The 5,602-nt window shown below is 56.3% G+C and carries 9 protein-coding genes and 1 pseudogene; 3 read left to right on the plus strand and 7 right to left on the minus strand.

Going from position 1 to position 5,602, the window contains the following annotated elements:
• Positions 1–215, plus strand: a pseudogene (locus DQ405_RS23680) (DUF2802 domain-containing protein); the annotation flags it as partial.
• A 522-nt stretch (positions 216–737) separates the two neighbouring features.
• On the opposite strand, the gene DQ405_RS23685 reads toward DQ405_RS23680, so the two are convergent.
• Entirely contained in the window at positions 738–992 is a 255-nt protein-coding gene (locus DQ405_RS23685) for a hypothetical protein (RefSeq protein ID WP_168426314.1), read from the minus strand.
• The gene (locus tag DQ405_RS23690) at positions 992–1,564 is read right to left on the minus strand and encodes a GNAT family N-acetyltransferase (protein WP_168426315.1); all 573 of its coding nucleotides are present in this window, start codon (positions 1,562–1,564) and stop codon (positions 992–994) included. Before DQ405_RS23690 ends, DQ405_RS23685 begins: the two co-directional genes overlap by 1 nt.
• A 161-nt stretch (positions 1,565–1,725) precedes the next feature.
• On the opposite strand from DQ405_RS23690, the gene DQ405_RS23695 reads away from it, so the two are divergent.
• Entirely contained in the window at positions 1,726–1,959 is a 234-nt protein-coding gene (locus DQ405_RS23695) for a hypothetical protein (protein ID WP_003192651.1), read from the plus strand.
• 6 nt (positions 1,960–1,965) lie between these two features.
• Here the strand turns inward: DQ405_RS23695 and DQ405_RS23700 are convergent, their stop codons facing one another.
• Positions 1,966–2,460: a GNAT family N-acetyltransferase gene (locus DQ405_RS23700; RefSeq protein ID WP_168426316.1), complete on the minus strand. Its 495-nt coding sequence runs from the start codon at positions 2,458–2,460 to the stop codon at positions 1,966–1,968.
• Between the two features lie 119 nt (positions 2,461–2,579).
• Between DQ405_RS23700 and DQ405_RS23705 the strand changes: the two genes are divergently transcribed.
• Positions 2,580–3,095, plus strand: a complete 516-nt coding sequence (locus DQ405_RS23705; protein WP_168224162.1) for a GNAT family N-acetyltransferase — start codon at positions 2,580–2,582, stop codon at positions 3,093–3,095.
• Positions 3,096–3,442: 347 nt separating this feature from the next.
• Here the strand turns inward: DQ405_RS23705 and DQ405_RS23710 are convergent, their stop codons facing one another.
• From DQ405_RS23710 to DQ405_RS23720, 4 genes are all read right to left on the minus strand, one after another.
• Positions 3,443–3,751, minus strand: a complete 309-nt coding sequence (locus DQ405_RS23710) for a hypothetical protein (protein ID WP_073454119.1) — start codon at positions 3,749–3,751, stop codon at positions 3,443–3,445.
• Between the two features lie 29 nt (positions 3,752–3,780).
• Positions 3,781–4,323, minus strand: coding sequence for a hypothetical protein (locus DQ405_RS23715; protein ID WP_241730151.1), 543 nt, complete (start codon positions 4,321–4,323; stop codon positions 3,781–3,783).
• Between the two features lie 29 nt (positions 4,324–4,352).
• Positions 4,353–4,802: a hypothetical protein gene (locus tag DQ405_RS27685; protein WP_241730153.1), complete on the minus strand. Its 450-nt coding sequence runs from the start codon at positions 4,800–4,802 to the stop codon at positions 4,353–4,355.
• A 25-nt stretch (positions 4,803–4,827) separates the two neighbouring features.
• On the minus strand, positions 4,828–5,602 hold a 775-nt coding region (locus DQ405_RS23720), incomplete at its 5' end, for an MFS transporter (protein WP_241730155.1).

Genomic DNA, 5,602 nt, shown 5'->3' on the forward strand with positions numbered 1-5,602 from the left:
GTGCGGGTGGGGGATGAGGTGCATGAACTGCGTGCGATTCTTGCGCCGTTGCCGGACAGGTTGGTGCAGTTGGAGCAGCGTGATCCGTCGAAACCTGTCGTTTGCCCAGGCGGCCAAAGCTGGTTGGCATGGGGGCGACGGTGGATGAGTTGACCCAGTCGTGCGGGCTGACCCAGGCCGAGGCGCAGTTGATGAGTAAGTTGCACAAGGGCTGATTCTCGACGCGGCTTGGCCGCCGCAGCGATCAACTGTGGGAGCTGGCTTGCCTGCGATGRCGGCCTGCCAGGCGACGGCTATCTACCTGACACCCCACGATCCAACTGTGGGAGCTGGCTTGCCTGCGAAGACGGCCTCACAGTCGACGCCGTAATACCGAGTACATATCCATTCCTGCGGTAACGGCTACTTAGGGTTCCGCTTTTTACAGCGGCTCACTTTTGAAAAAGAGCCCAAAAGTAACCAAAAGGCTCTTCGCCCCACCACTCGGCACCTCGCCTAGGCTCGGTGTGCCCGAACGCAGGCTTGAATCCGTGGGCCGCCGCCACGCGCCATCCATGGCGCGGGGCGGCTAACCCGGCGTCCTGCCGGGTTACCCACRAATTCAAGCCTGCGTTCGGCCAGCGTGGTTTAACGGGGCGCCTGAGATCAAGATCAAAAGYAGATCAAGATCAACAGCGGCTCGCTTCGCATCGTGGTTACCGTTGAGCGCTACAGAGTTGTGTAGATACCTATGCTGATCAGAGCGGGCGCGATTGAAGCGCGGTACGCAACCGTTGCCACTCATTCCAGCAATCCTCGGCAACGATATCCGGGTAACCCCGTTCTTGTTCCATCGCCAACGCGGTGGAGAAGGTTACCGCAATGCAAGTGGCCTGGTCGCGGATATTGCACACTTCGACTTCGCTGAGAGGGGCGCCTTTTTTCGATTCGGCGGCGGTCAGCACGGCGGCCAGGGCGGGTACGAAAACCAGGCAGAGGGGCTCGGTAGACATCAGCTTTTTCCTGAGTGGGGTGGGGCGCTTATTGTTTCAGGGTTGATCAACGATCTCAACGTATGGTCCTCCCAAACGCCAGCGATTTTTAGATAGGCTCGCGCATGTCCCTCCTTCTCAAACCCCAGCGACTCCAGAAGGCGTTCACTCCGCACATTGCGGGGCAAATGATTGGCCATGATCCGGTGAAGACCCAACTGCTCAAAACAGTGTTGGTTAGTGACCTGAAGCGTTTTTTTCATCAAGCCGCGACCTTGGGCAGATTCCGCCAGCGAGAAGCCGAGATGACAGGCCTGAAAAACGCCTCTCACAATGTTCGTGTAGTTACACCGCGCTAGAACCTCTCCGCTCTCGGGTTCAAGCAAGAGGAAACACAGAGCGTTGCCAGCCTGCATATTGTTGACCTGCTGCTCGACCCTGGCCTTGGCGTTGCCCGTGGTGAAGTATTCCTCGTCCCTGAGCGGCTCCCAAGGTTGCAGATGCCTGCGATTGACGCGTTCGTAACGGCTGATCCGCTCGAAATCGTCACATGCCAATGGCCGAAGGCAGTAGCCCTCAACGCAATACTCCATAAACCCCTCCAGATTTACCAATGGCCCCATCTCACTGCGTAGCCGCAAAGAATAGCGCCGCTATGCGTAAAGCGACCCCTTTCAAGGCAAACAGGTCTACCATGCCAGCCCCGGCAGTGGTTTTCACTCGCTCCCGAACTCCATTTTTCAAGGTAGCGATAATGTCCATCGACCAGATCTCCCTCCCCAAAGGCGTCGGCCCCCACGCCGCCAAGCTGCTTGACGCCATTACTGGCGCCTCCACCCATGAAGAACTCAACCGTGCTGGCGGTAAAGCCGAGGGTTTTGTGCTGGGGCTGGAGGCCACCAAGGCGATCAAAAGCCAAATTGCAGAGTCGCTGTATGTGGCGTATGACGACGCGGCGAGCAATCGGGCGGGTGAACTGAAGGGCTAGTGCACGTCAGCCCATGGTTCCGGAATGAGCGCCAATCGCCGGACTAGGCTGACGAACATAATAATTGTCGAACTCACTGCTTTCGATGAACTGGAAGCCATGGCGGGTATAAAAGCGATTCGAAGCGCTTTCTTTGAGAGCCCCTACTTTGATAGGCAGCGCAGCCGCATCCGCCTCTTTGAAAATATGAGAGAGAACTGCAGACCCTACCCCTGAACCTTGCGCGCTCGGCCTTACATACAAGTGGTCGAGCAAGAGTTCATTGGGGTGATGTTTGACCACTACGAAACCCACCCTCTCTCCAGACGCCTCGATATAGCGTGTGTCGCGAGCTTCAAAGCCGCCAACAAACCGCTCCCGCGCACGGGCTGGATCAAATCGCCCAACACGCTCCAGACTATCGCGCATGGCCTCGATTCGAATGGCTACCAGATTATCCAAGTCGCTTTGTTGAACTGGGGCCAAAGTGATGGGGGAATTTTGATTGGGTGCGACGGGCATATTGGGTGCTCTAGCTACCATCCTGGGGGCTCAGTATAGAGAGCCTGATACTGATGACGCGACCCGCATGATATGTTCACGGCATACATGGAGTAACGGCCCCCAGGAAGGAAATGGCCATGCCAGTGGACACCCACGCAATCCGCATTCTCTCGCAACGCCTGAGCATCGAGCCCTTCTGCGAGCAAGACGCTGTTGAGTCTTTCGCTTGTATCACACCGTCTTTGACTCGCTACATGTCCTGGGAACCGCCTGCCTCGCTGGAAGAGTACGCGCAAGTCTGGGGGCAGTGGCTGCCTGCGATAGCGGATGGCAGCGATATCGTGTTCACGGTCAGGGAGTTGGTAGGTGCTCGTTTTACTGGCTTGGTCGGGCTGCACCATACCGCCAGTGAAACACCGGAGTTGGGGATCTGGATCCGTGAAGATAAACATGGGTTGGGCTTTGGGGGGGAAGCGGTGCGGGCGGTTGTTCAATGGGCTAGCCAGTGGGTGGCAGCAAAGCACTTCATTTACCCTGTTGCGATGCAGAACCGTGCGAGTCGACGTATTGCTGAAGCTCTGGGGGGAGTCGTCATCGAAAGGCGGACGGCGGAAAAATATGATTCGGTTGTGTATCAGATACCGGGGGGTTAGCTCTGGGCATCGGGTTTGCGATTGCTGGCCTGCACGAACGGCAGAAATCGGCCAGAAGCAGTCATCCCGTGATCACTCTACAACCTCTACGCGCAGTATCAGCCAAAAGAGCATCAACGCAGTGAGGAACAATACGGTGTGAGCGGTTTTATAAAATGCTCTATTGCACAAGCGCGCGGATGGGGATGGATAAGCTGGCATATTTGAGGGTGTGCTGCTGAAAGCCGACGCGATTTTTGCAGAGAAACTCCCTGAAGAGCGGTTTAGATGCCTATTGAGCTGACCGTCGGGTCGTTGTTCGCCGCAATCCGACTTCTGGGCACTTTGCGTGAGACCAGCGTGATGGTTCAGCCTCCAGATGATTCTGCATCGCACAAAAGCTCCAGCAATTCATTCGCCAGGGCCGCCGCTTCTTGTCGATAGTCGGTATTCCAGCGGCTCGACCAGTTAATAGGCTTTCCCTCATCCTCCCACTGCGCCAATGCAAGCCAGTTGAGTATTTCCAGCTCGAACCAAATACGCTGCCAGGCGACGGCGTCCTGGACTGACGCTGTGTCTTTCCACTGGAATTCTGTTTGCGCGACAAATGCCGCCCATGCGAACACATCTTCTGAGGCTCGCTCGCCGAGCGTTCGGAAGTATTTCGCGCTAGCCAATTAACGATTCCTTGTAGTCGTGCACCTGTCTAGTAAATGTCCATCCCCGGATACAGAGCTTCAGGTGGATGATAATCGGGGTCCTCAAACCTACTGTTCTGGTAATAGGTTTGGGCCGTCGGTCCATCACCGTTGTAGGTCACCTGCGGATTCGGCGTGAGATGCCAACCGTTGCCTTCTGTGTCGCGCTCAATCAGCGATGCGTACACCCTACAGCTGCCTGATGAGCCGGATGTTAGCCTGAACTGGTAATAGAGTCCGGCTTGGGGAGTAAACTTCGTCGAGATGTGGCAGGAGCGAGTGCGTGACCCCTCCCAGAAAAGATCCACCTGCGTTTCGATACCGGGTCGGATCCGCGTTTCGTAATAGTCCCATGTGAGGTCTTGCCCTGCCTTGGGCATGCCCACGTCTTGTGTATGGGTGAACGGCAGGAGGCCGGTGCGAACAGCGCCGCCCGAACGTTTACCGTTTTCGTATTGGTAAACTTCGGCATGTTGCGTGTAGTCGACGATACGTACCCAGGCAGGATTGGGCTCGTTTTCGGGCGCGGTGAAGTAGTTGGTGTGGGGCAAATACTGGCAACCTGCGAACAACGGCAGCGTCAGGAAAACAGAGGGTACGGCGAATAGACATAAAAACAGTCCTTTACGGGATTGTTGTACAGACCACAGAACTGCAGGTGAATTTCAAGGCTGGCTCCACTCTGAAGCAAAGTCAGCCGCCATCTGTGTGTTTCGGTGGGGGCGGATGGCAAGGTGTCGGCCTCAAAAGAGGTGATTAACAGCATCAGGGCCACCAGTGCACAGGCGAGCCCGGAAACCATCATTGCCACATGAAACCCGTGCTCCATCGCGGGAACAAAAAGTGTAGAAACAATCAGCGAGTCACTTGATGCCACACCATGAGCAATCACATACCGCGCAATCTCAGGCGCTTTGGCTACCCCTTGATCACGCAGCGCGGCAGCTAGCACTCGTGACGCCTCGCTGCTCATGAGCGTGCCCAAAAAGGCGACGCCGATTGTCATGCCCATCTGACGCAACGCGTTCATCGTGGTAGAGGCCACCCCCATACGATCAACTCGGTGCGGCGGTCATAACCGCCATGCTGGTGGCAGGTACTGCGAGACCGGCTCCGAGCCCCAGAAGCCCGAACAGGGTGCCCACAATCCAATAAGGGGTATGTGCTGTGAAGGTCACCATGGTAGACATCGCCAGCGCCGTCACGCCATAACCGGCCACCAGAAGTCTTCGCGATGTCATCACTGCGCTCAAGCGCCCGTACAAAATCGACACGCAGCCGGTGACCAGAAACTGCGGCATCATTCGCCAACCCGTTTCAACCACTGACAAGCCTTGAATCGTCTGTAAATAGATCGAGAAGAAGAACAGGCAGCTGTAGTACGAAAAACCCAGGGTAAAAGAGGCCAGGTTGACCACGGCAAACGAACGCCTGCGAAACAGCGAAAGTGGCAATAACGGTCGATCTACACACCGCTCTACAAACATAAACAAAATAAACACCACCAGGGCAACTGCCAGCGCCGCTATGGGTATCAAAGAGTTCAAGCCCGGCTGGCCGATACTGATGAGCCCATAAGTCAGGCTGGCAAGACACACGACGCTGAGCACTTGCCCTGCCGGATCCAGCGCTGTGCGCGCTTGCTGTTTGTGCTCCCTGATCCCCCAGATGCCCAGGCCTATGGCAATCATCCCAAGAGGCAGGTTGATAACAAAAATACGCTGCCACCCACTACCGCCGCCCCAGGATAAGCGCCAATGCGCTGAACGCCGACCAGCCACCAATGACGTGAGCACGCTCTTCAGCGTCTGGAAATGCATGGCTGAGAAT

This window comes from Pseudomonas sp. SST3, from assembly GCF_003325755.1.